The 25898-nt window shown below is 48.2% G+C and carries 30 protein-coding genes; 8 read left to right on the forward strand and 22 right to left on the reverse strand.

Annotated elements, in window-relative coordinates; all coding sequences use genetic code 11:
• Positions 1 to 47: 47 nt before the first annotated feature.
• From DFQ00_RS02280 to DFQ00_RS02325, 11 genes are all read right to left on the reverse strand, one after another.
• Positions 48 to 260, reverse strand: coding sequence for a hypothetical protein (locus tag DFQ00_RS02280; RefSeq protein WP_110893707.1), 213 nt, complete (start codon positions 258 to 260; stop codon positions 48 to 50).
• A gap of 5 nt (positions 261 to 265) precedes the next feature.
• Complete coding sequence (locus DFQ00_RS02285; protein WP_167433574.1) at positions 266 to 664, reverse strand: zinc-finger domain-containing protein; 399 nt, start codon at positions 662 to 664, stop codon at positions 266 to 268.
• Entirely contained in the window at positions 661 to 1026 is a 366-nt protein-coding gene (locus DFQ00_RS28960; RefSeq protein ID WP_167433575.1) for a hypothetical protein, read from the reverse strand. The genes DFQ00_RS02285 and DFQ00_RS28960 overlap by 4 nt, the downstream gene beginning before the upstream one ends.
• A gap of 29 nt (positions 1027 to 1055) precedes the next feature.
• Complete coding sequence (locus DFQ00_RS02290) at positions 1056 to 1580, reverse strand: Holliday junction resolvase RecU (protein ID WP_244213658.1); 525 nt, start codon at positions 1578 to 1580, stop codon at positions 1056 to 1058.
• On the reverse strand, positions 1577 to 2530 hold the full coding sequence (locus DFQ00_RS02295; protein ID WP_110893713.1) for a DnaD domain-containing protein: 954 nt from the start codon (positions 2528 to 2530) through the stop codon (positions 1577 to 1579). The genes DFQ00_RS02290 and DFQ00_RS02295 overlap by 4 nt, the downstream gene beginning before the upstream one ends.
• Positions 2523 to 2897 carry a hypothetical protein gene (locus tag DFQ00_RS02300; protein ID WP_110893715.1) on the reverse strand — a complete coding sequence of 125 codons (375 nt, stop codon included), beginning with the start codon at positions 2895 to 2897 and terminating at the stop codon, positions 2523 to 2525. Before DFQ00_RS02300 ends, DFQ00_RS02295 begins: the two co-directional genes overlap by 8 nt.
• A 15-nt stretch (positions 2898 to 2912) precedes the next feature.
• Positions 2913 to 3335: a hypothetical protein gene (locus DFQ00_RS02305; RefSeq protein ID WP_110893717.1), complete on the reverse strand. Its 423-nt coding sequence runs from the start codon at positions 3333 to 3335 to the stop codon at positions 2913 to 2915.
• The gene (locus DFQ00_RS28965) at positions 3332 to 3490 is read right to left on the reverse strand and encodes a hypothetical protein (protein ID WP_167433576.1); all 159 of its coding nucleotides are present in this window, start codon (positions 3488 to 3490) and stop codon (positions 3332 to 3334) included. The genes DFQ00_RS02305 and DFQ00_RS28965 overlap by 4 nt, the downstream gene beginning before the upstream one ends.
• 269 nt (positions 3491 to 3759) lie before the next feature.
• Positions 3760 to 4479: an ORF6C domain-containing protein gene (locus tag DFQ00_RS02315; RefSeq protein ID WP_110893721.1), complete on the reverse strand. Its 720-nt coding sequence runs from the start codon at positions 4477 to 4479 to the stop codon at positions 3760 to 3762.
• Positions 4463 to 4642 carry a helix-turn-helix domain-containing protein gene (locus DFQ00_RS30295; RefSeq protein WP_146236094.1) on the reverse strand — a complete coding sequence of 60 codons (180 nt, stop codon included), beginning with the start codon at positions 4640 to 4642 and terminating at the stop codon, positions 4463 to 4465. Before DFQ00_RS30295 ends, DFQ00_RS02315 begins: the two co-directional genes overlap by 17 nt.
• A 45-nt stretch (positions 4643 to 4687) precedes the next feature.
• Positions 4688 to 4921 carry a helix-turn-helix transcriptional regulator gene (locus DFQ00_RS02325; RefSeq protein WP_110893725.1) on the reverse strand — a complete coding sequence of 78 codons (234 nt, stop codon included), beginning with the start codon at positions 4919 to 4921 and terminating at the stop codon, positions 4688 to 4690.
• Between the two features lie 155 nt (positions 4922 to 5076).
• Between DFQ00_RS02325 and DFQ00_RS02330 the strand changes: the two genes are divergently transcribed.
• The 3 genes from DFQ00_RS02330 to ytvI all read left to right on the forward strand — a co-directional run bounded on the left by DFQ00_RS02330 (position 5077) and on the right by ytvI (position 8080).
• Positions 5077 to 5430 carry a helix-turn-helix transcriptional regulator gene (locus DFQ00_RS02330; RefSeq protein WP_167433577.1) on the forward strand — a complete coding sequence of 118 codons (354 nt, stop codon included), beginning with the start codon at positions 5077 to 5079 and terminating at the stop codon, positions 5428 to 5430.
• An 18-nt stretch (positions 5431 to 5448) separates the two neighbouring features.
• Positions 5449 to 6636, forward strand: a complete 1188-nt coding sequence (locus DFQ00_RS02335) for a tyrosine-type recombinase/integrase (RefSeq protein WP_110893729.1) — start codon at positions 5449 to 5451, stop codon at positions 6634 to 6636.
• A gap of 325 nt (positions 6637 to 6961) precedes the next feature.
• Positions 6962 to 8080 carry a sporulation integral membrane protein YtvI gene (ytvI, locus tag DFQ00_RS02340; protein ID WP_110893731.1) on the forward strand — a complete coding sequence of 373 codons (1119 nt, stop codon included), beginning with the start codon at positions 6962 to 6964 and terminating at the stop codon, positions 8078 to 8080.
• Positions 8081 to 8163: 83 nt separating this feature from the next.
• Here the strand turns inward: ytvI and DFQ00_RS02345 are convergent, their stop codons facing one another.
• From DFQ00_RS02345 to DFQ00_RS29715, 8 genes are all read right to left on the reverse strand, one after another.
• Positions 8164 to 8562 (reverse strand): FxsA family protein, encoded by a 399-nt coding sequence (locus tag DFQ00_RS02345; RefSeq protein WP_110893733.1) that lies wholly within the window; start codon positions 8560 to 8562, stop codon positions 8164 to 8166.
• Between the two features lie 7 nt (positions 8563 to 8569).
• Complete coding sequence (locus tag DFQ00_RS02350; protein WP_244213660.1) at positions 8570 to 9133, reverse strand: acyl-CoA thioesterase; 564 nt, start codon at positions 9131 to 9133, stop codon at positions 8570 to 8572.
• A gap of 75 nt (positions 9134 to 9208) precedes the next feature.
• Positions 9209 to 10636 (reverse strand): pyruvate kinase, encoded by a 1428-nt coding sequence (pyk, locus tag DFQ00_RS02355; RefSeq protein WP_110893735.1) that lies wholly within the window; start codon positions 10634 to 10636, stop codon positions 9209 to 9211.
• A gap of 107 nt (positions 10637 to 10743) precedes the next feature.
• Positions 10744 to 11832 (reverse strand): acetyl-CoA carboxylase carboxyltransferase subunit alpha, encoded by a 1089-nt coding sequence (locus DFQ00_RS02360; protein ID WP_110893736.1) that lies wholly within the window; start codon positions 11830 to 11832, stop codon positions 10744 to 10746.
• Positions 11833 to 12726 (reverse strand): acetyl-CoA carboxylase, carboxyltransferase subunit beta, encoded by an 894-nt coding sequence (gene accD / locus DFQ00_RS02365; protein ID WP_110893738.1) that lies wholly within the window; start codon positions 12724 to 12726, stop codon positions 11833 to 11835.
• Positions 12727 to 13131: 405 nt separating this feature from the next.
• Positions 13132 to 13320 carry a glutamate decarboxylase gene (locus DFQ00_RS02370; protein WP_090920220.1) on the reverse strand — a complete coding sequence of 63 codons (189 nt, stop codon included), beginning with the start codon at positions 13318 to 13320 and terminating at the stop codon, positions 13132 to 13134.
• A gap of 283 nt (positions 13321 to 13603) precedes the next feature.
• Positions 13604 to 14095 carry a phosphatidylglycerophosphatase A family protein gene (locus DFQ00_RS02375; protein ID WP_110893739.1) on the reverse strand — a complete coding sequence of 164 codons (492 nt, stop codon included), beginning with the start codon at positions 14093 to 14095 and terminating at the stop codon, positions 13604 to 13606.
• A gap of 731 nt (positions 14096 to 14826) precedes the next feature.
• On the reverse strand, positions 14827 to 19050 hold the full coding sequence (locus DFQ00_RS29715; protein WP_244213661.1) for a DNA polymerase III subunit alpha: 4224 nt from the start codon (positions 19048 to 19050) through the stop codon (positions 14827 to 14829).
• A 286-nt stretch (positions 19051 to 19336) separates the two neighbouring features.
• Between DFQ00_RS29715 and DFQ00_RS02385 the strand changes: the two genes are divergently transcribed.
• From DFQ00_RS02385 to DFQ00_RS02395, 3 genes are all read left to right on the forward strand, one after another.
• Positions 19337 to 19666, forward strand: coding sequence for a YtrH family sporulation protein (locus DFQ00_RS02385; protein ID WP_110894075.1), 330 nt, complete (start codon positions 19337 to 19339; stop codon positions 19664 to 19666).
• Positions 19667 to 19686: 20 nt separating this feature from the next.
• Entirely contained in the window at positions 19687 to 20175 is a 489-nt protein-coding gene (locus DFQ00_RS02390) for a sporulation membrane protein YtrI (RefSeq protein ID WP_110893741.1), read from the forward strand.
• Positions 20176 to 20267: 92 nt separating this feature from the next.
• Complete coding sequence (locus DFQ00_RS02395; protein ID WP_174812265.1) at positions 20268 to 20588, forward strand: YtpI family protein; 321 nt, start codon at positions 20268 to 20270, stop codon at positions 20586 to 20588.
• A 158-nt stretch (positions 20589 to 20746) separates the two neighbouring features.
• On the opposite strand, the gene DFQ00_RS02400 is transcribed toward DFQ00_RS02395, so the two are convergent.
• The 3 genes from DFQ00_RS02400 to DFQ00_RS02410 form a co-directional block, all read right to left on the reverse strand.
• Positions 20747 to 22081 carry a DRTGG domain-containing protein gene (locus DFQ00_RS02400; protein ID WP_110893743.1) on the reverse strand — a complete coding sequence of 445 codons (1335 nt, stop codon included), beginning with the start codon at positions 22079 to 22081 and terminating at the stop codon, positions 20747 to 20749.
• 229 nt (positions 22082 to 22310) lie between these two features.
• Positions 22311 to 22598, reverse strand: a complete 288-nt coding sequence (locus DFQ00_RS02405) for a hypothetical protein (protein WP_425270999.1) — start codon at positions 22596 to 22598, stop codon at positions 22311 to 22313.
• Between the two features lie 111 nt (positions 22599 to 22709).
• On the reverse strand, positions 22710 to 23057 hold the full coding sequence (locus DFQ00_RS02410) for a YlbF/YmcA family competence regulator (RefSeq protein ID WP_110893745.1): 348 nt from the start codon (positions 23055 to 23057) through the stop codon (positions 22710 to 22712).
• Between the two features lie 230 nt (positions 23058 to 23287).
• On the opposite strand from DFQ00_RS02410, the gene DFQ00_RS02415 reads away from it, so the two are divergent.
• Positions 23288 to 24655, forward strand: a complete 1368-nt coding sequence (locus DFQ00_RS02415) for a YheC/YheD family endospore coat-associated protein (protein WP_110893747.1) — start codon at positions 23288 to 23290, stop codon at positions 24653 to 24655.
• 30 nt (positions 24656 to 24685) lie between these two features.
• Complete coding sequence (locus DFQ00_RS02420) at positions 24686 to 25894, forward strand: YheC/YheD family endospore coat-associated protein (protein ID WP_110893749.1); 1209 nt, start codon at positions 24686 to 24688, stop codon at positions 25892 to 25894.
• Positions 25895 to 25898: the final 4 nt, after the last annotated feature.

The raw sequence follows: 25898 nt of genomic DNA on the forward strand, positions 1-25898 counted from the left end.
CGTCATATCCGTTCATAAATAGTTCTTTAGCAAATACCGTGACTGCCTTATCTCTGACACTCGCCTGAGTTGACTCCATTTGCCTCCGCACGATCCGGCCAATCTCCGTGTTTAACATTTTTCCCTGGTCGTTTGCTAATTGCGTCTTTCATAGACCATCCAAGTTTTCTGACTCTATCTTCTAAAACTCGATTTCGAATTCCATTAGCTGCCGCATCCGCATATTGCTTGGGTGTGATCACGCGATGTTCGTAACTCATATCCGTCACCCCTTGATTGATTTTCTAGGACCAACTGTCAGGTACTGGCTAAGGTTTTGGATTTGTTTTCCTACCGGACATTCGCTTATGCAAATTTTCTCTAATTTCGATGAGTTGGTGCCGTTACGCTTATTCATCTGGATTCTAACGTCACACGAGTCGCAGTGCTTGAAGGTTTGAATATCGATTTGTTCCAACGCCTCAACTCTGCTCATAGGTCCATCAACTTTTTCCACCCGACCTTCCAAGTGCGATAAGTCAACCCGTTTTGTTTTAGGTTCCGTTGGCAGTGTAGCGGCTTTTATCGGTGACATACCAGAGTACACTCTATGCTGAAATACTTTATATCCAACATTGTTAGATGTTGCTATATCTCTGTATTGCTTCCGTCCCGTTCCGCTCATGTAGTAACACCACTCTTCCGCCGTGTTCTTGATGCCTTTTTGCGATCCACTTTTTCGGTAGCCGCTCTTTCGTGACCCCATCCGCTTTTTACCCTGGCGTAATATGTCGCCTTTGGAATGTCGTTCTGTCCGGCTATCTCCGGCCATTTTCCGTGTTTCTCATGTTTCCGTACCGGATCGGTTACCGCCTCTTCGATAGGCCAGTTATACCGTCTCACTCGTTCGATTAAGTGCCCTTTGCTGATATCGTTCTTGGCTGCTGCTTTAACGTCTTCCTGGGTAATTTCCCGAGTCATTGATAACTGACGTGCTTCGAACCCACAGAACGGGCACCGGAACAAATCCGTCCGAATCTCCTTCATGTCCGATGTGCACTTATAACAGGTGATAATCATGACCCTGACGCCTTCCAAAGCTTGTCCACTACTCCGAGGTAGTCCACAGGTACGCGTTTCTCGGGCACCAGATAGGCGTGTATCTCGAAATCAGAGATATGGATACTAGAACCCTTCTTTTGCTGATAAGCCGCCCAGTAGTGTCTCAGGGCCGTGTACGGGAGTAAGAATGTCTCGCGTTGCTTCCGAAATTCCACCAGCAAGAATGCAATGCCGCCCATCTTGTGACATTTCAGCAGATATTCGAATTGATGGCCTTTGAGATTGCTCAGCGGGAACCGATCACCAGCTATCGATTTCGCTTCAAAGGCAATCCCTCTGCCTCCTGGAATAATTCCGTCATAGTCTACTGTTGAAGGAGACTCATAAAACCCTTCCAGAACCGTGTTGCCTGCTGATTTCGTTACTTTTACTGGAGTAGGTCGCTTGTTCACTACAGCCAGTCCCAGCGTGTCATATCGTTCATTGGAGAAAGTTATGATTTCTTCGAAGCCCATTCCTCTACCACCTAGTCGAGTCAATGTGGCACCCCCTGTTCTTTACTCGCTTGCTGTTCGGCAGCAAACCGCAACATTTCTTCGTATTCTTCATCAGATAATTCAGATTCGGTGCTATTTTTGACGATTTCGATATCTGGCTTACCTGAACGATTGTTGTATTTATTGCCTTTGTTTCCGTTACCTTTGTTATTTCCTGGTGGAGCTTCTTTTGTCCAAGGCTCATCTATTCCGTTGGCTTTCCATCTGACTAAGATGCCGTCAACGTAAGAAAGCTTTCGTATTCCGTTCAAAACAGCTACTTTCATAGCTTCTTGCACCCAGCGTGCCCCATAGTCCTTTTCTAATGTCTGAATCTCGTCAGAAGTAAACGGGCTTATTGTTCCAAATCCTTCTCTTTGAAAGATATCGAAAAGATTAATATCAGGTTTACTACAACTACTACTATCAGTTCCGAGAGGTTGAAAGAGAGGATCGTCATCCGGAAGGATGCCCGCTCTATCTTGTTGTTTTCCTTTCTCTTCACTTCTGTTCTCTTCAGTTCTCTTCTCTTCAGTTCTCTTCAGTTCAGGAGGAATTTTTGGGAACTGATCGGAACTTCCGGGAACTTCCGGGAATTGTCTGGAATTATCAGAGGGTGGATCAGGGAATTTCGAGCGTGTTCGCTTGTGCAATCCCGTCTGATGCTTCTCAAAATTCACTATTTGAATGACGGAATCGCCATCAACTTCATACCATTGAATCAAGCCTGCGGCCTGCAAATGCTCAAGCGCCGTCTTAACATCCGCTTTGCCGACTCTTTCAAGATTGGGCACTATCAGCCCTTTTACTTTTGATGGTGATCCAGGGAGACGACCGAAGTCGTCTGTGTGTGGGATCATCCATGTGAAAAGAAGCATATCGAAAATATCGGGCAAATCATTCACTTTGTCGCTAACCGATATTATTTTTGCAATCATCCTTCTGTCAGCCATCGAAAACACTTCCGTTCGTTTCCTTGGAGTTCCGGGAATTTCCCGGAAGTTCCAAAGCGTGATTGATTATTGCAGCGAGTAACCGCCGCATCCGTATGCCTTCTATCGTTCCATCAAACATCACGTGACACTCTTTGCAAAGGTGGGCCAGATCGTAAACCTGAGTCCGATGATCTATATGGGTACGCCCCGTAAGATGAGCGCGGTCAATCGCCCGCTTATCTCCGCAGGATTCACATATGCCCCGTGAACGTTCCTTTACTTGCTTGTCCACTGCGTCGATAATGTCACCCTTCTGCTTCTGGGTCAGTTTGATTCGCTTACTCTTTAACTGTTGCGATTTAGGGTATGGTCTGAAATCTGTCATTACACTACGCCTCCCTTACCCCAACTTGATTTGCCGCTGTGTAGTTGGTATAATCGATCTAAATGAATTAAAGAAATTGTCTGACTGGCGGTTGCGTTCTCGAGACGCAGCCGCTTTTCTATGTCCGCATGACTCATCGTAATGAACACGGCATCCTTCACAGCAGAACATCGAACCATTGTCCTCTACCTTCAAAATGCTGTACCTCGATACTGAAATTTCACAGTTCATGCAATGCCCCACTGTCATCCCTTGAGTTGTGTACTCCCGATTGTCTACCGGATTGTCTACTCGCTTTAACAGCTTCTCAAGACGTAGTATTTTCAACCGGTAATCAGCCTGTTTGTATACATCCTCTGCATCAGCTAACTGGTGATACGTTTTAAGCAGTTGAGCACGTAGCGCCCGACGCTGCCGATCCTTTGTATTCTGGTTCATGCTTGTCCCTCCCGATTACGTAATTTACCTTCCAGATATTCAATGTCTGTATCGAACCATGTTTCAGTTCCAGGGAATGCCGCTGCCCGTAGACGTCTCAGTGCATTGAGTCGTCTATTCAACAGTACGCGTTCTTTCAATCTAGCTTCCGTCATGCCCATCCCGCCTTGTCCTTGAAATTTTTGTACACATCGTCCAACACTTGAATATACTGAAATTTGTTTTCGTTCGCCCAATCAGTGCACATAATCGTGTGAGCTTGCGCTCCGTAGAACTCCAAGCAACCCTCTTCCGTAGAGATACTTACAAACGAGTCGCCGACAACCTCACGAAAGCGTTGGAGAATTTGGAGCGGCACTGACCCTGGAAAGACCCACGAAACCGCGTTTCCTGTGATTAGCTCGTACATTCTGTTCACCCTTTCTTAAAATGACATTTGTCGATTAGCTTCTTCAATTTCGCGCTGCAATTGACCTGGAAGCTTCCAAGATTCGATATGTTCTAACGCTCTGTCAAAACTCTTTATTAGAGTGTTGTGATAAGAGTTAATGTTGAAGTAGCCTTTGTAATCCCTCCATAGCGCCTTGTATACCCTGCTGCGTAATCCCTTGTTTCGGTAAGCCTCCGAATTTCTTCCCCCGAGCAATTCAGTTACGACTTTATGAGACGTTGATTGAAGAGAAAGAAGCTGTCCGTGTTCAATCGTTGTGTTTTTTTCGATACGATGAAGTCGTTGATCGAATTCCTGTGTTCTTATATCCAACATAATAATTGATTGAAGCTCTTGGCTTATTGCTGGGTATTTGTTGGCGTTATAACTGCCTGTTCTCCGGATTTCTGGCAGAATTTCATCAGCCACTTTCGTTTGAAAGTCTTCCGCTGCAGTGTTCTTGGCTTTCATAGCTAATCGATAGAAAATATTTTCAGGTATGAACGATTCCTTCGACACTTCTGTCGAAAACCTCAAGTCGTTCAGGTATTGGCGAACGCGATCCCACTTTACGTATTCAACTCCTTTTGACGTGTCCGTAAAACCAAGCCCTCTTGCGGCATCTTCGAGATTAAGCTGCGCGATTCCCTTTTCATCAATGAATCCTCGAACACCACTTACGGTCATCAAGTCTTTTCTATCTTGTTGATACATCGAAACCCACCTCTCTATTCATTTCTTCGAACTGAGCTACCCACTCACGTTTAATCAATCGTTTCCCCCCGAATTTAAAGCTTTTCAGTTCTCCGGAGGAAAGACGACGCATTACAGTAGATCTGCTTGCTTTAAAGTGAGACATGCAATCTTTGATCGTCATTAGTTCGGATGACAATGAACTCACCCCTTTCAATTACAAGTTATGTTAGACCAGGAGAACTTCACCTAACATAAAGTTAGGATTTCCCTCAAAAAAAATGATCTCACTAATTTGACATTCGAGAGCCTCAGCAAGTTTAACCGCTTCCTCGAACGTGGTTTTCTCAGGATAGTCTTCGATTCGTTTATAAGTGCTGTTATGAATGCCTAATTTCGCCGCCATTGCTGACTTTGTATACTTTCTGTAGGCTCTCCATTCCCTGAGTGTTCGCCTCACCATGGTTGGTCACCCCCTCCGGTGATATCAATATACCAAACTTAAAGTTAGACTTCAAGCATAATTTTGTTTTTTTTAAGTATAAGTTAGATTTATTGTGGAAATATTAGAATTTTAATGATAGGATGAATACATAATTTCAAAAGAGGAGAATCGACGTGAAGAAAATATCTTTTGCAGAGAATCTTAAGAGGTACCGCGAAAAAAGAGGGCTCACCAAAGAGGAATTAGGTGAACGAATCGGAGTTTCAGGCGTGACGATTGGATATTGGGAATCAGGCAGAAATGAACCTAGAATGGGGAAAGTCGATCTGATAGCCAGGGTGTTGGATATAACAATCGACGACTTATTGTTTGATCTTCCTATGTTTGGTGCCGAATTAGAAATACATAATAAAGAAATTACAGAAGATCAAAAAAGAGCAATCGAACTAATTTTATCCCTGCCTCCAGAGGAAGTAAAAATGTTCAATATATTGATGGAACGTTCATTGGACAAAGAAGACAACTGATTTTTTGAGGTGATCAACATGGCAAAAAAGAAAAAGGTTAACATCCGAGAAACAAAATCAGGCAAATTCACCTATCGTTATGACATGAAGGACCCCATCACTGGGAAAAGGATACAGAAAGAAACACCTGCATTTGATTCGTATGATGATGCATTTAATGAATCGATCCGAATTGACGCTGAACTAATGTACGGCATGCTTATAGATAAATCAAAAATAACATTCAGATACTGGGCTGCGGAATGGATTGAAGAGTATTCAAAAAGCGGTGTTGGGAAAAGTACTGTTGCTACTCGTAAAAGCATGATCAATTTAGCAGATGACATGTTTGGATCAATGTATATCCAAGAGTTCACCGCATTTTATCTCCAAGACGTTTTTGACAATCTAAAAGAAGATGGGTACGCAAGGAGTTCTCTTGTTAGCTTGTATGTTACTTTAAAGATGATCTTCGAGAGAGCTATGAAGCATGATCTTGTAAGAAAAAATGTTGTCCTCCATGTGAAAGTGCCTAAATATAAAAAAACTGTCGAAGAAGTTGAACTGGACAATGACATCCCACGCTATTTAGAAAAAGATGAGTTGATTCATTTTTTAAAAACCTCTTTAAACGCTTCGAGCGAACAAGCATTTCGTATTTTTTTCGTCTTGGCCTACACTGGTGTCCGAATTGGAGAGCTTTGCGCTTTGAAATTGAGCGATTTTTCAGAATTCAACAAAACACTTTCAATAACCAAGACTTTGTACATCCCTAACTCCCTTAAAAACTATGAGATAGGACCACCGAAAACACCGTCATCCGTAAGGAAAATAACGATTAGCCAAAGTGTTGTGAATATCCTAAAAGAACAATTGGATTATAAGCAATCATTAATGCGCCAGCATGGGAAATGGTTTGATGACCACAACTTCATTTTTTTTAACGAACACCAATATCTTGGATACCCAATGCCGATGAGTACGATAAGAGGGATTATGTCTGATATTTTGGAAAAAGCTAATTTGCCCGAAAGCATAACGCCCCATCTATTGAGACATACATTCACATCATTAATGGCCGAAGCTAAAGTGGATCTGCCGACCATTCAAGATATGTTGGGTCACGAAGATGACAGAGTGACAGAAAGAGTCTACCTACATGTGACGCAAGCTAGAAAACTTGATGCTGCGGATAAGTTAGACGCTCTAATTGGGGACATATTTTAGGCTTTGTGGGTGGATCGTGGGTGATGGAGCATAGAAAGCCTTGATACATAATGGTTTCAAGGCCAAACTTCTTTATCGGTGCGATAAAGCATTTTTGAAAACCTTTACACAAGCAAGGTTGACATTTAATGTGTATTAAACATTCCTACCTATGCAAAAAAAGTATTGCTATATTTTGTAAAAATCAGGCATACTCTAGGCAGATGATGTGTAAGTGAGTAACTGGACACGCAGAGGCAAACACATCTTTTGACGTTTCAAAAGCTTGTGATTGCTCTATATTAATTAGATGAGTGCTTTGATTAGAATAAAGGAGAGTTGATATTTGGACCGAATCCTCGTCAAACGTCTGCTTCGCGGTCTATGGGTCCTGATTGCCACCCTGCTGATTGCCGTTGCAATATATTTGCTGCTCCCGCTGTTATATCCTTTTGTCATTGCCTGGATTATTGCTTATGCCATGAATCCGCTCGTCAAGCTGCTCCAGAACAGGCTGAGGCTGCCGCGCTGGCTTGCGGTTACACTGTCACTGATCCTGTATTTTGGTGCAATTGTTGTTATACTGTCTGCAGCTGTTACCCGAATGGTCAAAGAGGTGATCTCATTGACTACCAGCTTTGATCTGCATGTGGATGAGATCAAGGCAACGTTTGTCCGCTGGACACAGAACGATACAATTCAGAGCCTGATTGGACAAATCAATGAATTTTACAAGGAAAACCCCAACTATCAGGAGACCATTAACAGTAATATTAGCAAAACAACCGAGACCGTAGGCACCGCAGTTACGGATCTCGTAACCGGATTTTTCAATATGATCCTGAGTCTGCTGACCTCTCTGCCTAATATGGGCGCTGTTCTGATCGTTGTTCTGTTGTCTACCTTCTTTATCAGCAACAGCTGGACACGCCACAGCATCACCGTTTCAGGCTGGGTCCCGTCCTCTATTCGCAAGCCGATCTCCGACATCTGGAATGATCTCAAGAAGGCACTCTTCGGTTATGTACGTGCTCAGCTCATCATGATCTCGATTACCGCACTGTTCGTTATGATTGGACTGCTGATTCTTCAAGTGAAGTCAGCCTTCACCATCGCACTGCTGATTGGTCTTGTTGATTTGCTGCCTTACCTCGGTGTAGGTCTGGTTATGGTGCCATGGGCCGCGTATCTGTTCATGAACGGAGATCTATACCTTGGTATCGGTATTAGCGTCATCTATCTCATCCTGCTTATTGCCCGGCAAATTATCGAACCGAAAGTGCTTGCCAGCAGTGTAGGACTGGACCCTCTGGCAACCTTGGTAGGCATGTTCGTCGGTTTGAAGCTGTTCGGTGTGCTCGGCCTGATCATCGGTCCGGTCAGTATCGTTATCCTTGATGCCTTTAATCGCGCCAATGTGCTGCGTGACCTGAGGACTTATATCATTAATGGCAGGGTCCGATGAATCGGATACGATCCGAAAAAAGGCTCCGTCCCAGACCGTTAAGTCTGCGGAACGGAGCCTTTGGCATAGCGGTCTGCACCGCTTTATTTGGGACGGCGATAAAAGGTAATACTGCCGTTTCTCATTTTTTTCTCCAGCCAGCCCAAGAAGAACAGCCGGTAGATCGGGCGAGTTAACGGAAATACGAGCGTAAAGCCGATAATGTCCGTTACAAATCCAGGAATCATCAGCAGGAAGCCACCGACAAAAATAAATAATCCGTCCACCATCTTGCGGCCGGGCACCTGCCCTCGCTCCATCTCGTTTCTGGCGTCAAGCAGCACCTTCCGCCCTTCAAACTGCAGCATGGCTATACCAATCAAGGACGTGAGAATCATTAGAAGCAGCGTTTTTCCGGCTCCGATCCAGTCACTCATCAGAATAAAACCATACAGCTCAACCACCGGAATGATTAAAAGCAGTGCCCACATCCATTTTCGCATTAACGTATTACTCCTTTCCTGAAAGCCATACCTTCTCAAGTGCACTGTATAGCTTAGAAGCTGCCTTATCCAGCCGAACCGGCTTCCAGTCTCCATTAACCCATACATGCTGGGTGGAGCCTGTCACCAGTCTCTCGCCAGGGAGTGATTCATCTTGTGACCACACACGCTCTGCAGTCACTTGTGGATGCTCAGGTGCTTCAGATATACGCCTAACATCATATTCATATGTTAAACGCAGACCGCTAAAGGCAGTGATTCGAGTAAAGATGATGATTTCGTCATCGTAGCGTGCCGGTTTGTGATATTTCACATCCAGCGCGGTTACAGGAAGCAGCAGCCCCTGCTCTTCCATTTTACGATATGTATACCCCATTTGGCGAATCATCTCGGTACGTCCGATCTCAAACCAGTTCAAGTAGTTCGCGTGGTACACAACACCCATCTGGTCGCTTTCCTGATAACGCACACGGAGCTGTGCAGAATACCAGCTGCCATTGCTCTCTTTTTGCACGGTTCCAGCCTCCTTGGCTCTACCATTCATACGCACTTCAACGCAGAATCGTGTCATTAATATTGAAAAAAGCAACGGAGCACCAGCGCCCCATTGCTTCTTTCCTTATTCCTATTCCAAGCGTACGCCGTTTTAAGCGTTGTTTGGAATTTGGCTTACTTTGATCAGGTTCGTAGATCCTGAACGGCCGAGAGGTACACCTGCTGTGATAACAACGAGGTCTCCTTCTTTAACCAGTCCGGATTTCACGCCACCTTCAATTGCATTTTCGAACAAAGCATCGGTAGAATCCACCAGTCTGCCTTTAACGGGAGTTACACCCCAAGCCAGTGCCAGACGACGGGAAGTTCTGTCCTCTGTAGTTACCGCAATAATTGGTGCTTCAGGACGGTATTTGGAGATCATACGTGCTGTATGACCAGATTCAGTCGAAGTGATGATCGCTTTTGCATTCAAATCCTGAGCGGACAGCGCAACGGATTGGCTGATTGCTTCAGTAACGGTTGTTTGTTGAGCAACACGTTGTTTCAGATACAGCTCTTGATAAGGCAGAGCGGATTCTGCTTTTTCAGCAATGCGTGACATCGTCAGAACGGATTCTACCGGATATTTACCTGCAGCCGTCTCACCAGACAGCATGATTGCGTCTGTACCGTCAAAGATTGCATTCGCTACGTCACTCGCCTCTGCACGAGTTGGACGCGGGTTGCGCTGCATGGAATCCAGCATTTGTGTAGCTGTAATAACCGGTTTACCTGCAACGTTACACTTTTCGATCATGCGTTTTTGTACCAAAGGTACTTCTTCAGCAGGGATCTCTACACCAAGATCTCCACGAGCAACCATCAGGCCGTCAGACACTTCAAGGATTTCATCCAGGTTGTCCACACCTTGCTGGTTTTCGATTTTGGAGATGATTTGAATATGACCTGCATTATGCTTTTCAAGCAACTCACGAATTTCCAGTACGTCACTTGCTTTACGTACGAAAGAAGCCGCGATGAAATCAATACCTTGCTCAATACCAAACACGATATCGTTAGCGTCTTTTTCAGTGATACCCGGCAGGGAGATAGCTACGCCTGGTACGTTAACACCTTTTTTGCTTTTGATTGTACCACCGTTAACAATACGGCATTTGATCTCTGTGCCTTGTACTTCCACCACAGTCAGTCCGATCAGACCGTCGTCGATCAGAATCGTAGATCCTGCTTCAACATCATTAGGAAGATCTGCATACGTAATGGAAAGACGATCTTTGGTTCCCAGAATTTCTTCTGTGGTCAAAGTGATGTACTCGTCCTGAACCAGTTCAATCGGCTCAACCTCGAGTTTACCTGTACGAATTTCCGGTCCTTTGGTGTCCAGCAGGATTGCTACAGTTTTGTTCAGCTCTTCACATGCTTGGCGAATCGCTTTGATCCGTCCGCCGTGCTCATCGAAATCACCGTGGGAGAAGTTTAGACGGGCTACGTTCATGCCAGCCATAATCAGTTTCTTGGTATTCTCCAGGGATTCACTGGATGGACCAATCGTACATACAATTTTCGTTTTGCGCATTTTGGGTTTCCTCCGATTTTAAAGGTCTTTCTTTATATCTCTATTTTTCTTTTTCCAACTATTAAATTTACTATACTTTTTCCTATTTGTATAGGAAATTCGTCATATTATTCTGCATTTCCCGACAAATTTCTCACAGGCTCCGCTTGTAGCGGCTGTTCCGATGCTTGAACCTCAACGGATTCCGCTTCTGCTTCCGAAGAAGCTTCCTCTTCAACCATTTCTGGCTCAGGTGCTGCTGCTTCAAAGGTCACAGATCCGATTTTGCGGAATTTCTCATAACGGTCCTGCTTCAGCTGTTCCGCGCTCCACCCCTTCATCTCTTGCAGATGACGAACAAGCGCTTCGGAGATGGCTGCTGCAGCTCCATCATAATCCCGATGAGCCCCGCCGCGTGGTTCAGGAATGATCTCTTCGATGACGTCCATCTCCAGCAGGTCTTTAGCGGTAATTTTCATTGCTTCCGCTGCCTGATCTGCCTTGGATGCATCTTTCCACAGAATTGAAGCTGCGCCATTAGGAGAAATAGCCGAATAGATCGCATGCTCGAGCATCAGCACACGGTTGCCTACAGCCATAGCCAAAGCGCCCCCGCTTCCACCTTCACCAATCACAACCACAATGACAGGAACGGACAGCTTGGCCATCTCCATCAGGTTGCGGGCAATCGCCTCCGATTGACCTCTCTCTTCTGCAGTATTACCCGGATACGCTCCTTTAGTATCAACAAAGGTAATAATCGGGCGGCCAAATTTGTCAGCCTGTTTCATCAAACGCAATCCTTTGCGGAAGCCCTCTGGATGAGCACTCCCGAAAAAACGGGCAATGTTATCCTTCGTATCCTTACCACGCTGTTGTCCAATAACCGTCACCGTCTGTCCGTTCAGCTTGGCCAGTCCGCCAACAACAGCCAGATCGTCACCAAACATGCGGTCCCCATGCAGCTCCATGAAGTCGGTAAAAATAAGCTGGATCAGGTCCAGAGCTGTCGGGCGCTGCTGATGGCGAGCCAGATGCATTTTCTGAGCTGCCGTAATCCCTGTGTAAATCTCTTCTTCCAATCTATGATAGCGTTCTTCCAGGCGGGCAATCTCTTCGGTGAAATCAATCCCTTTTTCCTGTCCAAACTGAACAAGTTCTTCAATCTTTTTGCGCATCTCAATCAGAGGCGCTTCATATGGCAAACCACCCGCCATTTAGACCCCTCCCTTTTCACTGTGCATATCGAGAAGCTTACCGAGGGTTGCACGAAGTTCTTTCCGATGAACAACCATGTCCAGCTGACCATGCTGGAGATTAAATTCTGCCGTTTGGAAATCATCAGGCAGCTTTTGACGAATCGTCTGCTCAATTACAATCCTGCCTGCAAAACCGAATACAGCGCCCGGCTCAGCAATATTGATATCGCCCAGACTAGCAAAACTAGCTGAAACTCCGCCTGTCGTCGGGTCAGTAATCACGGAAATATACAAACCTCCCTGCTCGTCCAAACGAGCCAAGGCCGCACTTGTTTTAGCCATTTGCATCAGACTTAGGATACTCTCCTGCATCCGCGCTCCGCCCGAAGTGGAGAAAATAATCAGCGGAAGCTTTTTCTCAATAGCCTGCTCAACAGCGCGGGTAATCTTCTCTCCTACAACAGAGCCCATGCTGCCTGTGAAGAAATCAAAGCTCATTACCGCAACGACAACAGGAAGACCTTCAATCGTGCCTTCTCCCGTAATAACAGCTTCTTTCAGACCGGATTTCAGACGCTGCTGTTCCAGCTTGTTGCTGTATCCCGGAAACCCGAGTGGATCAACCGATACCATATCAGCGTCATACTCCACAAAGCCTTCTTCATCCAGCACCATCGCAATACGCTCCATGGCGTTAAGACGCATATGGTAACCACAGGAAGGACACACTTTCAGGTTCTTCTCCAGTTCCTTGCTATATTGAATTGTGCCGCACTTGCTGCACTTGTTCATGAGCCCTTCAGGTATTTCACGTTTCGGGCGCTCGATGGCTTCCTGACGTTCGCCTGGAACTGCACGCTCGGAAGGTATGGTAGCGTACTTCCGTTTCTTTTGGAATATATCTTTGAACACAACTACACCTCTCCAGCCATTGATTTGATGACCGCATCTGCAGCTCACTGCAAAACCAGCTTCATCTGCATGCCGCGGTGAACCGCTTACGCTTATTATTCATATGATGCCTTAGACCTTGTCCAGCATCCACAACAAAAAAATCCGCCGGTACAAGGCAAAAATCAGCGGCTTCTCTCCGCACAATTGATGTTACCTACAATAACCGAAAGATTGCTAGACCTTTGTTCGAATCCGCTTGGCAAGACCTTGGGGAGCATCACATCTGGTTCAAATCTTAACAAAAAAAGAAGGAAGGACAGCAGTACATACATGCAAGTCGATTCCTCTCTCCGCTTTCGCGGTCAGCCCCTTATGTACCCATGGTACTTTGTCATCTGCCAAGGCACTTCAATATCGAGTGAATCAGGAATGCAGAATGGAATTCAACACTTCCTGAACCTCTTCCAATTCCCCAGAAGGGACGCGAATCTCATATTGCTGCTTGGATAAACTGATGGGACGGGTCTGTACCAGAAAACCTTCTTCCGAAAGCTTGGTCTTGATCTTGTCCGCAACCTTTGCTGTCGGCGCAATGTAAATCACCGTCCACATGCCATGTCCGCCCCCTAAGCTAATGTTCAGAGCCCGTATATTGGACTAATGATACCATACCTCCGTTTTTTTCTGCAAGGAAGGGTTCGGGACCTTTGACGAGAAAATCGGATTATTCGGGACATTGGCCCCAGCTTGGCGAGCAGGATGGTCATAGGAGTGTGATCAAATTCCTAGCCTTTTCAAAACAGGAAAAAGCCTGACAGGGCAGCTATAGCCGCCCTTGTTCCTCCCGCACACCTCAACGGAATGTCTGCAGTATGACACATGGTAATTCAGGGTGTTACAGGTCCGAAGGGTACTTTTTGGCTTTAATATTTTTGTGTGCAATTCTGGCAGAGGCTGCTGCCGCTAGACCTGCAACGAGATCGTCCAGAAACACATGAACAGCCGAGCGTTGTTCGTTCAGATCATGAATGACGCCAATTTTCTCTTTGTCCAGATAACCAAAGCTCGTTAAACCGATCATGCCATACACATGCGTTATACCTAAAGCCAGAGTCTCGTCCACTCCATACAGGGACTCATCTGCTTCCATAATGGCTTGTAGCGGCTGAGGCAGAAGCTTCTTCTCAGCCAGCTCATCCAGCGCAATGCCGGTGTACAGCGTATACTGCACCTCTCTTTTCTGTAAAACGGATTTTACGCTGGTTACACAGTCGTCCATGGTCAATTCCGGGTGGTACCCTTTTTGCAAACGATATACAATTTCTGCGATCGCATCAATCTGTACACCTCGCCGGGCCAGCATAGCTTCCACGATTTCATATGACATATTTCGACCTCCCGCATCAATCCCCCGAAGTCCTCAAGGTCCTTCGGTGTTCTCAAGTGTATGCAGCGAACTCGCAAAATGTTCATAAAATATGCGAAAGTGAGGGTAAACACCGCTGCTGTAGTAAATGAAATTGGTCGCATCTGCAGTGGACGAAGAATAACCACCGTTTTTATAGATGGACTGCTGGACATATGTATACGTGAAGGGGGTTAAGTTGCAAAAGTAACATTAATGGTACTGGAGGCGGGAAGTTGCTTGCGTGTCGTTAAGTGCATGGGGCACGGGAGAGTCGCTTGCGTGTCGTTGATGACATGGGATACGGAAGAGTTGCTTGCATACCGTTGATGGCACGGCGCTCTGATCCGATATCGCACACTAAACGAATGTAATGGCCGAAAACATCGCTAACGATCCCAGATGACGCTATTCACCTGCAAATCGACCTTCTCAAATTCTAATGATCCACAGGGACGTTATTCCATCAAAATATGCGACTTTTCGGCGTTTTCCTCCATTCCCCAGTAAAATAACGTTTCTGGTGATCGTCAAAAAAAATACAGCCTCTATTTTCCCAAAATAAGGTTTGTGCGGATCGTTAGAGTTCAATGACAGACGACGATGCATGATGCAGTCCAGATAGAAGGGGGCTAGCTGAAAAAAATGTCCGCCGTTTGATTAATCCCACGGCGGACATGCTGGCTGAAGCAGATAATCACCTGCTTCAGCTATTATTTGATTTTGACTGTACCTTCACCAAGCATTTTCTCCATGTCGGAGAATAGGGCCGGTGAAGGTTTGATCCGGTAGGCGTCGCTCAGGGCGAGCAGCTTCTGATGCTGCTCGTAGAAGAGCACCGTCGCCACCGGGCCTGGGTGCTGCTGCAGCAGCTCTTTGAGTCGCACCAGCAGCTCGGGTTGCTCGGCCTGCGGGGTGAGCTTCACGAACACCCGCTGCTCGGCCCCCCGCGGGGCACGACCCGGCCCCGCGTTGCCCGCAGGCGCCGCACTGCCTGCGCGCGCGCCAGCTGCGGCGCCTGTGCCTGCCTCGCTGCGCGTCGAGGCAGGGCTTCCGCTGCCACGCGCAGCGGAAGCGTTACCGCCTGCGCTGCTGCGCTGCGCTGCGGCTCCCGCGCCCGCCGGACGCTGCGGCGAAGCCGCCTGCGCCGGGCGCGAAGCGCTGCCGCTGCCGGGCTTGCCGCGGCGCTCGCGGCTGCGCAGCTGCTGTTCCAGTGCCGCCGGTGTCAGCGGCGACACTTCCTCGGCCAGCAGCTTGAACCCCTCGTCCTGCTGCTGCACTCTGGCACGCACGACGAGCAGTTCACCTTTCCCGACATGCTGCTGGCTGCGCCGCCATACCTCGGGAAAGAGAACCACTTCACAGCGTTCGACCTGGTCTTCCAGCTCCATGAACGCCATCGCCTTGCCCTGTTTCGTCGTAATCGACTTCACAGACACGACCATACCTGCGGCGACAGCCATCGTATCGTCAGTCGCCTCCGTTAATTCCATAATGCGATCAGCTCCGCTGGATGCCAGCACAGCCTCGTAATCATCCAGAGGATGACCGGACAGATACAAGCCGAGCAGCTCACGCTCCAGCTCCAGCTGCTGACTGACAGAGAACGGTGGAATTTCGGGATATTCGATCTCCCAGTTTGGCGTCTCCACAAAATCAAACAGCTGAATCTGCAAGTCCTCACGTTCCTTACGCCACTTGAGTGCCGCCTCCACCGTCTCGTCCAGCATCGCCAGCAGTTGAGCACGGTGTCCAGGCAAGCTGTCAAATGCACCGGCCTGAATGAGTGATTCAATGACACGTTTGTTGCACACCCGCAGATCGACACGACGGCAAAAATCAAGCAGGCTGTCAAACGGCTTTTCCTGTCTTACCGCCATAATGCTTTCCATCGCCTGTGTCCCTACATTTTTTACTGCGGCCAGACCAAATCGTATCGCCCCTGACAGAGAATTCATCATGTCCACAGTTTCTCCATCATGTGACAGCTCTGTTCTCACCTCGATTGACGAACTCTGCTGTACAGATTGAGATGAATGTGCAGCCTGATTGCCTTCAAGCTGTGCATTCTTCTGATCGTGTTGCTGATCATGCTCCCGAGCCTGCAGCTGTGTCTGCTTCGCTTGTAATGCCGATACGTTGACCAAGCCCGGATCAGACCGTCCTGCGGACATATCATCTGCAGACATAGCGGACACAGCCTGCCATCCGCCACTTCCATCCTCTTCCGGCATCGGTCCCGGATCATCCGGTAACGGTGCATCCCCGTAGTCCGCCTGCTCGCCGTAGTGAGCAGGCGAATTATCATCACGAATTACATGGACTTCACCAATTCCGTGAGCTTCATCAGCCTGAAGTTCCTTTAAATATCCATTATTGGTATTTTCCAAATTGCCTTCAGAAGCTGCATTTTCCTGTTTACCTTCAGCAATGGTCTCTTGCATATTTGATGAGAGGTCACTGCTCTTGTCACCCGCAGATGCAAACACCGGTGTAAATAAAACACCACTCTCATTGACGTCAGGCGGAAGCACATCTATCTGCATGTGCCTGCATTCGACAACATATTCTGCAACCTTCCGATGACTGCCCATCACAGCCGTCAGCATGGAGGCCATAAAATGCACAGGGTAATGCGCCTTCAGATAGGCGGTTTGAAAAGCAAGCACCCCGTATGCAGCGGCATGAGCACGAGGAAAGCCATAGTTCGCAAACTTGACGATCATATCGTAAACCAGATCGGCTTCAGCCTCACTGTAACCTTGTTTCAGACTGCCCTGAACAAAGTGTCCGCGTTCCTCATCGAGCACTTCCCGCTTTTTCTTCGACACCGCTCTGCGAAGCAGGTCGGCTTCTCCCAGTGAGAAGCCCGCCATCCGCGAAGCAATCTGCATAATTTGCTCCTGATACACAATGATGCCATACGTATCCTTCAGAATGGGCTCCAGATCTCCGTGAGGGTAATCCACTTCAATCTGCCCGTGCTTTCCTTGAATATATTTGGAGATAAACTCCATCGGACCTGGACGATACAGGGCCAGCACCGAAATAATATCTTCGAACACGCTTGGCTTCATTTCCTTCAACACACGGCGCACTCCGGCAGATTCGAGCTGGAATATGCCCATGGTGTCTCCGCGTCCAAGCATCTCATAGGTGAGCGGGTCATCATCCGCGATGTGCGTGAAATCCGGCACCTCTGCACGCTCCCCAATCCAGCGCAGGCACCGTTCTATAATAGATAGTGTCCGCAGACCCAGAAAGTCCATTTTGAGCAGCCCGATGGATTCCAGACTCTCCATGGCATATTGGGTTAATGCCGTTCCCTCGCTGCCCTCCTGAAGCGGCACCGCATCGGTCAACGGATCACGAGAGATGACCACACCCGCGGCGTGAGTAGAGGCATGACGCGGCATGCCCTCGACCTTCATCGCCATATCCAGCAGCTCGCGTGTCTTCGGTTTTGTTTCATAGAGCATCTTCAGCTCGGGTGTGGCTTCCATTGCTCGTTCTATGTTAATGCCGAGCTGTGCAGGAATCAGCTTCGCAGCCTTGTCCACTTCGCCATAGGGCACATTAAGCGCCCGCCCAACATCACGCACGGCAGCCCGGGCTGCCATCGTTCCAAACGTAATAATCTGGGCAACGTGCGCTTTGCCGTATTTCTGTGCCACATAATCAATGACCTCGTCACGTCGTTCATCACTGAAATCAATATCAATATCAGGCATGGAGATCCGTTCAGGATTCAGAAACCGTTCAAAGAGCAGATTGTATTTCATCGGATCTACATCCGTAATCCGGAGCGTATAAGCGACCAAGCTGCCTGCGGAGGACCCCCGTCCCGGTCCAGTCACAATCCCCTGCTGGTGTGCATACGCGATAAAGTCCCATACAATCAGGAAATAATCCGAAAACCCCATGCTGTCGATGACACGCAGCTCATAGTCCAGCCGTTGTTCAAGCTCTGCCTTGAGCATCGCATCGTTCCAGCGCCCGGAACCAGCATAACGGGATTGCATGCCTTCTTCACACAGCTGACGCAAGTATGCCGATGGACTAAGCCCCTCGGGCAGCGGACGATATTCCGGCAAAATGGATTTGCCAAATTCCAGTTTCAGCTCACAGGCATCTGCAATGCGCACCGTATTGGCAATAGCCTCCGGCACATGAGGAAACAGGCGAGACATTTGCTCTCCGCTTTTCAAATACAACTGATTCGATCCGATCCGCAAACGAGTCTCGTCCTCTACCGTTTTGCCTGTACCGATACAGATCAGCACATCCTGCAGCTCTGCATCCTCCTCTGACAGATAGTGGGCATCATTCGTTGCCACAAGCGGAATATCCAGTTCAGTCGCCAGCTTGATCAGCTGTGGATTGACCCTCTTTTGCTCCGACAGCCCGTGATCCTGTAGCTCCAGATAATAGTCAGGCCCGAAAATATGTTTGTAACGCATCGCGGCCCGGCGAGCCTCTTCCTCACGTCCTTGAAGCAGGTGCTGCGGCACTTCGCCGCCAAGACAGGCACTTAGACAGATAATCCCCTCATGATGCGCAGCCAGACTCTCCATATCAATACGCGGCTTATAATGGAACCCTTCCAAGTGTCCGATGGAGCACAGCTTCATCAGGTTTCGGTATCCGGTCATATTTTTCGCCAGCAAAATCAAATGGTAGATTGGCTGATCCTTGCGGCTGCCACGCTCTTTGCGAGAGCCTGCGGTCATGTATGCCTCACAGCCAATAATCGGCTTGATTCCCCGTTCCAGACAAGCTTTATAAAATGGTATCGCACCATACATTACTCCATGATCGGTCAGCGCCAGTGTGGTCATTCCCAGATCTGCGGCTTTATCCACGAGATCCGGAATACGCGCAGCGCCATCCAGCAAACTATATTCGCTGTGAACATGCAAATGCACAAAAGAACTCATGTTTTTTTCTTCCTTTCACCGCTTACAGTGACAGCTCTCAGCGCTGAGCTGCGGGCTGCCCTAGTGTATCTCTGATACGCATGCTTCGAATTCTACGAATTCGTGCAGACATGCACAAATATCAATCATTTTAACAATATTGAAATACTCCCTATTTAATAGGAGTTTATTATTCTATTTTATCATAACGGCAGGGGGATCGCCCATACAATAGAAGTACAAGCCGCTCCCCTGTTGCAGACCAAAGACAGGAGGTATGCTGCTGGGTCTGAAAGGGGTGTTGCCAGTGAGCACTTTTTTGTCCAAAGCCATTCTTGATTTTTTTATTGCATTTGGAATCGTGCTGGGCGGCGCGATGATCGGGGGCGTTGGTGCGGTCATCTCTCTCCAGCCCCCTACACAGACGATGCTCGACATTTCCGGCAAAATCAAAATATGGGCACTCGCTGCAGCTGTAGGCGGTACGATTGATCCGATGCGTGTAATTGAGAGCAATTTTCTGGATGGCAACCTGTCACCGGCGGTCAAACAAATTTTGTATCTGATCTCCGCCTTTATGGGTGCGCATATGGGAACCGAGCTCGTCAAGTGGGTGTGCGGTGGAGGCCGGGGTTAAATGACCCCTGATAACGATACATGAGACTTCCTCCCTTCTCCCGTTACCGCCCGCTGATGCGTATGACTGCTGTTTTTGTGCTGGGAATGATCGCTGGATGTGTCGTGTATAACGGTGTTTTTCATGTAAGCTACAACCAGCTGTGGCTGAACAATCAGGAGCTGCAGCTCCAGCTGCATCAGAACGAGGAGGACATCAAAACGCTGAAAAAATACAGCAAACGCCAAACGGTGATCAAGGAAATCAAGGTTCGCGCAGAGGAATCGGATAAAGGGCCGGATGAGGCATCCCTGAAAGTGATGCTGCAAAAGCTGGGGGATGAGCTGGAAGTGCTGCGTGGAAGAGATGTATTTAACATTGATGAGTACAGCAAGATGACCCGGATTATGCTCAATCAGAAGGTTTATAGGGTCAGAGAAAAAGAATATTCCGTTCAGGTCAAAACGATGCTTGTTATGGAAGGTGTGCTGCAGGTCTGGGTACAGATTCGAATACACGTACCCGCGTAACTCGGAAAAACTTCAAAAAACTGCCCTTGGCTGCATCAGCACATGATACAATAAGGGCAGTATAGGTTTTTCAGAAAAGGAGTTGCTTCTGCGTGTTGATTGAAGTATTTAAATATGTGCTCATCGCCCTGTTCACCATCGTTATGATCTGTTCCGCACTGAACAGCATTCGTTCACGCCGGACTCCAGATCCTCATCTTGCAGGCTTGTATCGTTCCTGGACCAATATCTGGATGGGCAGCATGCTTATACTTCTTGCGTTGATCCTGATGTTTGTCTATAGCGGCTCCACCCTATCTGTTATAGTGGAAGCGCTTTTCCTGGTCATGGGTGCCTATAACGTGTTTGCCGGCATACGCAACCGCAGTTATTACGCCAGAATTAAACAGCGTTCCAGTGACGCATCAGCCTAAAGTGCAAACCACTTGTGTTTGTTTTTCGTATACTGATATCACCACAAAGAGAGCTTGCCCGACGAACGGGGATGCTCTCTTTGTGGTGATATCATCATTTTGCTCGTAACAATATGTCTGTATTAATTCAATCCAATTCGATTTACGAACTCCTCGTCCTACGCATGATCTATGGATTGCAGGGTCATCACTGCCTTACAGACCACACTACCCTCTCGGGTGATGACAATGTCCATTTTACATGTGCGACGACTTGTCTCCAGAATCATCGGACGTACAATAACCTGATCCTCGATCTGCACCGGACGTACAAAATAAGTTGTAACATTGTCCACCACATGATCGTTTCCGGTGACATCCCAGGCCGCCCTTCGTCCAGCTTGTGTCATAATATTCAGCAGTACACCTTCCGAGATCGTACCAAGATCCGTTGCCATCTGGGGAATAATAAATCCGTGGAACAACAGCTCATTATGCTCCCCGCGCTCCTCCGCGAATCCGTTCCAGATCAGATGATCAAACGTCTCGCCAAGCTGTGGCTGCTTCTGGGCATCCCGCATAGCCTGTAACACTTCCTTGCGCGTAACGGAAGCAATCAGTTTACGGTTGCGGTCTACGATTGGCAGGAAATCAATGCCCTCCCAGGTCATAATCTGCGCGGCCGACGCAAGCGAAGTTTGCAAGGATGCTGTAATCGGGCGGCGAATCACACACTTTTCAATGCTCTGGTCTGCCTGCAGCTCACTGACATCCTTCAGACTGACAATGCCGATTACGCGATTCCATTCATCTACAACGGGAAAACGATGCTCTCCGGTCTCTGATACCAGCATATGAAAATCTGCGGCAGAGCTGGTCACTTTAAGCACCTGCAGGCGGGGCTTCTGACCGATAATGTCCTCGACCAGCATAATCTTTTTCTTGATCAGTCGGTCAAATATTGCACGGTTAATCATGGAAGCCACCGTAAATGTATCATGCCTGGAGGAGATGATAGGCAACCCCAGCTCGTCTGCCATCACTCTCACGTCCCTGCTCGTGCCAAACCCGCCGGTAATCAGCACACCGGCACCCTGCTCCAGTGCAAGGGAATGTGCATCCTCCCTGTTACCCACAATCAGCAGGCTGCCCGCGTCAATGTAACGTGCCATCGCCTGTTCCTTCATCGCTCCAATCACGTACTTGTGCAGTGGTTTTGTCAGTCCATCATTTCCACCCAGCACATGTCCCTCAACAATCGTAACGACATCAGCAAAGGTCAGCTGCTCCGACATTCCTCGTGGTCTTTTCTCAATCCGAACGGTTCCGATTCTCTCTTTGGTTACGACCAGTCCGAAGTTTTCTGCCTCCTTGACCGCACGATACGCCGTACCTTCACTTACTCCCAGCTCACGCGCCAATCCACGCACGGAAATTTTACTTCCGACCTTCAACTGCTCAATATGCTGAAGAAGCTGCTCATGCTTCGTCACATTTTCCTCTTGCCCGTCCATCTGTACCACCCCCGAAGTTGCATCTGTACCATACTGTATCTATTATAACATGATTGAAGGAAAATAACCCCATACGGGCTGTAGACCTTGGAGAATGATATACAGCGCTTTACTGTGCATTCTATTCCAAAGTGCCTTCACCACGTCTGCATACAAATAAAGACCGAAACCCTATAACAATCAAGGATTCCGGTCTTATTCAGGTACACGGGCAGGACCCGTGCAATCTTTATACAGACTTTCTTTGTTCCTGCTTGTCCAGCAGCTTCATCTCCCACTGCCGCAGCTTCGCCCGACGTACCGCCTCCAGCGCACGCTTCTTCTCCTCATCCACGCCAAGAATGAAATGCAGGTGAGCCCCTACAATCAACAGGGAAAACAGCACCCAAACGATGCCAAAAATATTAACCCAGTCCATTCCACCGGCAAAGGAAATACGCGGAAGTGCAATGACCAGCATCGACAATGCAATCAGCAGATAGATGACATGCTTTGTTTTTTTCAACCTTTTCACCATTCACAGCTCCTTCGTTCGTTGTTCGAATTCAACTCTATATTGCTAGTCTATGAACGATTCGGAGGGAATATGAGAGGTTTAGAGAAAAAAACGGACAAGTACGTGTTTATGTTAGGCTTCCGCTCCGCCATACAGGTGAGCAAGGCTGTCTGCAATAATTTTGTTAACATCCTCGATAATTACGCTCAGACGACGCTCTGCATCAAACAGTCGGCGGATGTTCAGGTTCAGGCTCAATACCTCAAATAATTTCTCCATTTTCTCCATCTCATCCGGTGCAGGCATGTCTCCGCTCATCATACGCTGTTGTAGTTCCATCTGCTGGTTGCGGAAGTTATCCAGCATCGCTTTCGCTTCCGGATCAGCTTCAATCAATTTCATCGCAGAGGTAATCTCCTCTACCTCCGTGCTTTCTCTCAATGCTTTTGCCAGATCATTGGCCTTGTCATAAATATTCATTATGATTCCTCCTCGAATTGGTTGTTTTACGCATATTGATTCGTATTGCTAAGCTCTCAGACCAAAGCTCTGGAGCAGGCCGCCCGAAAAGTGCCAAATCAAACACATTTATTCCGGATGGGTCAATCACCAAGGGGTATATGTCCTCATATGATGAAGCACATGCCATGTTCAGATGCCGTTCAACTTCAAGATCAGACATCAAGCTGCCGCCCGGAAGGAGATCCGTGATGTCCACTAAAAAAGTAACGATACAGGTTACCGGCTCGGGCATCCTGCAGGACGACGTCATCATGCTGGGCGAAGGGGTCCTCAAGGCACTCAAGATTCCTTCAGGAAGGCCTCTTCAGTTGCAATTCGGCTCTTACCGCCGTGAAGTTACCGTCATTCCCGTTCCCCGGTATGACGGGTTGAGACTGAATCAGACGGTAGCCAGCAAAACCGGCCTTGTGCCACGTTCGGTCCTGAGGGTATCTTACCGTGCTTCCAGCCATACGCTTCGCCTGGGACCCTACATCAGCGTCATGGTCAGCCAGGATTACCCCGATCAGCCTGATCGGCCCTTTGGCTCTATTACGATGTTCTGCCAGGAATTAGTGCATGCCTGCCGAAAGCAGGGCGCCTATGTATCCTTTTTCACACCAGAGGACATCGGAGCAGTAACCGGCTATATGAAAGGCTGGGTGTATGATGAGGGCTGGAAAAAGACCGTTCTGCCGATCGCAGATGTAGTCAATAACCGGCTGACGTCCCGCAAACTCGAGAACAAACCTAGCGTACAGCATTTTATGAAAGAAGTAAAATCACTGTACGGCACACACACCTTTAATGAAAAGTTTCTGGACAAAAACGAAGTGTTTGACGCACTCAAGTCCATCCCGACACTTAAACGGGTTCTGCCTGAGTCCCATTTACTCAAAGCATCCAGCATGCTCAAGACGATGTGTCAGCGTTATCCGGTCATCTTTCTGAAGCCGGTACGCGGCTCACTGGGCAAAGGCATCATCCGGGTATCCCGCCAGACTGACGGAAGTTACTTAACTCTGGCGACAAGTGTCGGAGGTACCCGCAAGCAAACGTATGCTTCACTGGATAAACTGTATGCCAGTATGTCCGGAAAAATGAAAACAACGCGTTACCAGATCCAGCAAGGGCTGACCCTGATTGATAACAGTGGCAGACCCGTTGATTTCCGCGCGCTTGTGCAGAAGAACAAGACGGGCAAATGGAGTGTAACCTCCATCGTTGCCCGCATTGCAGGTGGAAGTCATTACGTATCCAATCTGGCGCGAGGCGGAAGCCTCAGCACGGTGAAGGAGGCTGTATCCAAAACACAGCTGTCCAGTGGTGCCAAGGCTTCGGCATATGCAGGATTGCATACAGCCGCCCTCGATATTGCTAAAGGCATCGAGAGTGCTATTCCTGCCCATTTCGGCGAGCTTGGCATTGATCTGGCTCTGGATACAAACGGACGCGTCTGGTTGCTTGAGGTCAATTCCAAACCATCCAAAAATGATAATACACCGCTGAGCGAAAGCAAAATTCGCCCTTCGGTCAAAGCTATGCTCGAATACTCCACATATCTGGCCGGATTCTGAAGCTCATCTTAATAAAGGAGGTGCAGCATTATGCTTACATCCACACAGCGCTATACGATGGCTATACTTGTCCGTGAAGCAGCAGGTGCACCTCCCTTCGCAGATGAATACTTCTGCCGCCGGCTCAGTGTGGAAAGCGCCCGGCACGGGCTGCGAATTGTTGTCATTCCCATTCCAGACAGCTTGAATGAGCGTTGCCTTCGCAAAGGCTACATCTACGATTGGAAACATCAGAAGCAGTGGCAGAGCGCTCACATTCCAGTCATTGATCTGGTCATGAACCGCTGCCTGCGGCCTCTAACTCGAATTGCAAGGCAGCAGATTGAAGTCTATCTACCTCCTGCATGCAGTCTGCGGAAGCGCTCATGGTCAGCCGCTCTGCCAGGCAAATGGGACATTTATCAAGCCTTGTCGGGGCAGAGCCAGCTTCGCAGACTGCTGGTGCCTACCTCCATGGTGAGGTCGTCTATTCCCTGGGAAATATGGCTTGCACGCTGGCCCAAAGGTTTATTTTTCAAGCCCGTTTCAGGAACTCATGGCAAAAATACCTTTCGTCTATCCATCGGAGAGACGCCATCCACCTGGATCGTGGAGGGCCGAAACACAGGAAACGAACACTTTCATCTGACATTTCAGCAAGCATCGGACGTATCTTCCTGGCTGGAATCACATCAGGCTGTACAAAAGATGATTGTGCAGCCTTATCTGGAGCTTAGCCATCTTGGAAGAGTATTTGATATCCGGGCGCTGGTACAAAAAAACGGGCATGGCCGCTGGACGCTCACAGGCTGCATGGTACGCGAAGGTCCCGAAGGCTCTCTCACCTCGAATCTTCACGGCGGGGGCACCGCGTATCCTGCTGATGAATACCTTACTGAACGATACGGCACAGACCAGGCTGCATTACTGCTGCAGCAAATCAGGCATTCTGCTGCTCTTATCCCTCCGCTGCTGGAGAGCCGTTTCGGCAGACTTGCAGAACTAGGTCTGGATTTTGGAACGGATACGGGTGGGAGATTGTGGATGATTGAAGTGAATTCCAAGCCAGGCCGCACCTCATTCGCAAAAGCAAAGGATGAACATATTCACGCCCTGACGTATTCACGGCCGCTTGCTTATGCCCGTTATCTGCTGCAGCAATTTGTTCTCACGGACGTCTCGCGTCCAATGAAAATGCCGAATTCATCCAGCAAAGCTGGCCTGAAACGCATCCTGATTCCAGGCGGCCAAGGCCTGTAATGCC

The sequence above is a fragment of the Paenibacillus barcinonensis genome, from assembly GCF_003217495.1.
GTDB classification, from domain to species: domain Bacteria; phylum Bacillota; class Bacilli; order Paenibacillales; family Paenibacillaceae; genus Paenibacillus; species Paenibacillus barcinonensis.